This window comes from Pseudomonas sp. HMWF021, from assembly GCF_003061005.1.
Lineage (GTDB): Bacteria > Pseudomonadota > Gammaproteobacteria > Pseudomonadales > Pseudomonadaceae > Aquipseudomonas.
The window spans coordinates 7,541-10,439 of record NZ_QAIK01000166.1; the positions used below are offsets into that span (position 1 = coordinate 7,541).

The following is a 2,899-nucleotide window of genomic DNA, read 5'->3' on the forward strand; positions in this document are numbered from 1 at the left end:
TCGCCGCCCAGCGGGAGCAAGCTCCCTCGCCACAGAAGCCCATTCAGCTCACTTTGTCGCCTGCAACGCCTCCAGCTTGGCCATCACCCCCGCTGCCGTCTGCTCACCCATCAACTGTTCGCGCACCTTGCCCTTGTTGTCGATGATGTAGGTCACCGGCAGGGCTTCACTGCGCGGCAGGTCGAACAGATCCGCCGGATCCTGCGCCAGCACGGTGAACCTGATGCCCAGTTTCTCGCTGGCGCTCTTCAGGTCCTCACCCTGCACGTTGTCGAAGTTGACCCCGAACACGCCGATGTTCTTGCCCTTCAGTTCGTCCGCCAGATGATTGAGTTCCGGAATTTCCGTGCGACACGGGCCGCACCACTCGGCCCAGTAATTGAGTACTACCCAGTGCTTGTCCAGACGCTCGGACGCGACTTTCTGACCATTCTGGTCAATGCCGTAGTCGTTGCCGCAGCCCCCCAGCATCAACGCCCCGATCATCGTCAATGCCGCTGCCAATCGCCGTGTCATGTCATGTTCCCTGGTCAAAAATTGAAGGCGCCTGCGACCCATCGCCTCTGAAGGTTCTGGATTGCGCGCTGCACAGTTAGAATAGCCGCCACTTTACGCCAGAAGCGACCTGCCATGACCGATCTGACGCTTTATCACAATCCGCGCTGCTCGAAATCCCGCGGCGCGCTGGAACTTCTTGAGGCCCGTGGCCTGACCCCGAACGTGGTGCGTTACCTCGAAACTCCGCTGAACGCCGCGCAGATCAAGGCCTTGCTCGGCAAGCTCGGGATCAGCGCGCGTCAGTTGCTGCGCACCGGGGAAGATGAATACAAAATGCTTCAGCTGGCTGACGAAAGCCTCAGCGAAGCGCAATTGATCGACGCCATCGCTCAGCATCCAAAACTGATGGAACGGCCAATTCTTGAAGTCGGCGACAAAGCCGTGATCGGTCGTCCGCCGGAAAATGTGCTGGAGTTGTTGCCGTGAGCGCGCCGTACATTCTGGTGCTGTATTACAGCCGCAGCGGCTCGACCAACGAAATGGCGCGGCAGATTGCCCGAGGGGTTGAACAGGCCGGCCTCGAAGCACGCCTGCGCACCGTGCCGGCAATCTCCACCGAGTGTGAAGCGGTAGCCCCGGACATCCCTGACGAAGGCGCGCTCTACGCCACCCTCGATGACCTGAAGAACTGCGCCGGTCTGGCCCTCGGCAGTCCGACCCGCTTCGGCAACATGGCTGCACCGCTCAAATACTTCCTCGACGGCACCAGCAACCTGTGGCTGACCGGCGCACTGGTCGGCAAACCGGCCGGCGTGTTCACCTCCACCGCCAGCCTGCACGGCGGCCAGGAAACCACCCTGCTGTCGATGATGCTGCCGCTGTTGCACCACGGCATGTTGATCACCGGCCTGCCGTACAGCGAATCGGCGCTGCTGGAAACCCAGGGCGGGGGCACGCCGTATGGCGCCAGCCATCACGCCGGGGCCGATGGCAAAAAAGGTCTCGATCAGCACGAGATGGCGCTGTGTCGCGCGCTCGGCGCACGCCTGGCGAAAACCGCGCAAAAACTGGAGGGCTGAGTGTGGCCAGGAAGCCGAAAGTCCTGCCTTCCATCGAGTGGCTCGAACCGCGCGTGAAAGCGATGCGGGCCATCAGCCTGCTGTGCTTCTTCGGCCTCGCCGGGCTGCTCGCCGCGTACTATCTGGCATTCGCCGACCTGCATGGCGCCCGACCGTGGGTGATTCTGTTGATCGAGCTGATTCCGTGGATCGTCCTTGCGCCGGGAATGATCATGGGCAGTGCCCGAGCGCATTCGTGGATGTGTTTTGTGGTGAATCTGTATTTCATCAAAGGCGCACTGGCAGCGTATGACCCGAGCCGGCAGCTGTTCGGGGTGCTGGAGATGGTGGCGAGCCTGGCAGTGTTCTGTTCGGCGCTGCTGTATGTGCGGTGGCGGTATCAGTTGGACCGCAAACTCGCGGGTGAAGGCGAGATTTCCGTCGCCTGAGCTGACGCCTTCGCGAGCAAGCCCGCTCCCACAGTTTTTGTGTCGATCACAGAATTGTGATCAACAAGGATCCTGTGGGAGCTGGCTTGCCAGCGATTGACGCGACTCGATGTCAATGATTGACGGTGTAAGCCAGCATCATCGAAATCTGGCTCATCGGCCGCCCGCCACTCTGTTCATGCCACTGATTGAACGCGCTTTGCACAATCGCCAGATCGCGCAGGCTGGTCGGCACCTTGTCGACGATCTTCTGTGCATTCAGCGCGGCGACCACGTCGTAGCTCGGCACGAACGTGTCCTTGCCGACCATGCGCAGGAAACGTGGCGCCGACAGCCCGCCCAACTGACTCCCGTGCTTTTTCAGGTAGGTCCACAGGCCGACGATATCGGTCACCGGCCAGTCGGCGATCAGTGCGCCGAAGCTGCCCTTGTCCTTTTCCACATCAAGGATGAACTGTGCATTGCGCGGCACGCTCTTGAGTTTGCCCAGGTGGCGGATGATCCGCGCATCCTGCATCAGACGTTCGAGGTGTTCGGCACTCATCAGCACGACTTTTTCCGGGTCGAACCTGAAGAACACTTCTTCAAAGGCCGGCCACTTGGCGTCCACCAGACTGTGCTTGAGCCCGGCACGGAATACCCGCAGGGCCATGGTCGAGAGGTAACGATCGTCGCTGATCTTGCGTAATTGCGCGGGAGTCTTGGGAACGGGCAGATGGGCTTCCAGTTCAGCCGCCGAACCGAAGCGGTTCAGACAGTATTCGTGCAGCCACTTGTAATCGCGCATGCCCTCTCCTATTGAATGAAACGAAGAAACCCATGTGGGAGCGGGCTTGCTCGCGAAGACTGAGTGTCAGTCGGCGCATTTAGCGACTAATACACCGCCTTCGCGAG

Annotated in this window: 5 protein-coding genes; 3 read left to right on the plus strand and 2 right to left on the minus strand. The window is 60.6% G+C overall.

What is annotated here, in order from left to right; translation table 11 throughout:
- Window positions 1-48 precede the first annotated feature (48 nt).
- Window positions 49-516: a TlpA disulfide reductase family protein gene (locus DBR18_RS23975; protein ID WP_108592178.1), complete on the minus strand. Its 468-nt coding sequence runs from the start codon at window positions 514-516 to the stop codon at window positions 49-51.
- Between the two features lie 114 nt (window positions 517-630).
- Here DBR18_RS23975 and arsC point away from each other — a divergent pair, with 114 nt between their 5' ends.
- The 3 genes from arsC to DBR18_RS23990 are packed head-to-tail and all read left to right on the plus strand — an operon-like array spanning window position 631 to window position 2,005.
- Window positions 631-984 (plus strand): arsenate reductase (glutaredoxin), encoded by a 354-nt coding sequence (arsC, locus tag DBR18_RS23980; protein ID WP_007968707.1) that lies wholly within the window; start codon window positions 631-633, stop codon window positions 982-984.
- Window positions 981-1,577: an NAD(P)H:quinone oxidoreductase gene (gene wrbA / locus DBR18_RS23985; RefSeq protein ID WP_108592179.1), complete on the plus strand. Its 597-nt coding sequence runs from the start codon at window positions 981-983 to the stop codon at window positions 1,575-1,577. The genes arsC and wrbA overlap by 4 nt, the downstream gene beginning before the upstream one ends.
- A 2-nt stretch (window positions 1,578-1,579) precedes the next feature.
- Complete coding sequence (locus DBR18_RS23990) at window positions 1,580-2,005, plus strand: DUF2069 domain-containing protein (protein ID WP_108592180.1); 426 nt, start codon at window positions 1,580-1,582, stop codon at window positions 2,003-2,005.
- Window positions 2,006-2,117: 112 nt separating this feature from the next.
- Here the strand turns inward: DBR18_RS23990 and DBR18_RS23995 are convergent, their stop codons facing one another.
- Window positions 2,118-2,792 carry a DNA-3-methyladenine glycosylase I gene (locus DBR18_RS23995; protein ID WP_108592181.1) on the minus strand — a complete coding sequence of 225 codons (675 nt, stop codon included), beginning with the start codon at window positions 2,790-2,792 and terminating at the stop codon, window positions 2,118-2,120.
- Window positions 2,793-2,899 lie beyond the last annotated feature (107 nt).

What these genes read in the sequence shown, in the direction of transcription:
- DBR18_RS23975 (WP_108592178.1), bottom strand. Translation starts at nt 516, where the DNA reads ATGACACGGCGATTGGCAGCGGCATTGACGATGATCGGGGCGTTGATG.
- arsC (WP_007968707.1), top strand. Translation starts at nt 631, where the DNA reads ATGACCGATCTGACGCTTTATCACAATCCGCGCTGCTCGAAATCCCGC.
- DBR18_RS23995 (WP_108592181.1), bottom strand. Translation starts at nt 2,792, where the DNA reads ATGCGCGATTACAAGTGGCTGCACGAATACTGTCTGAACCGCTTCGGT.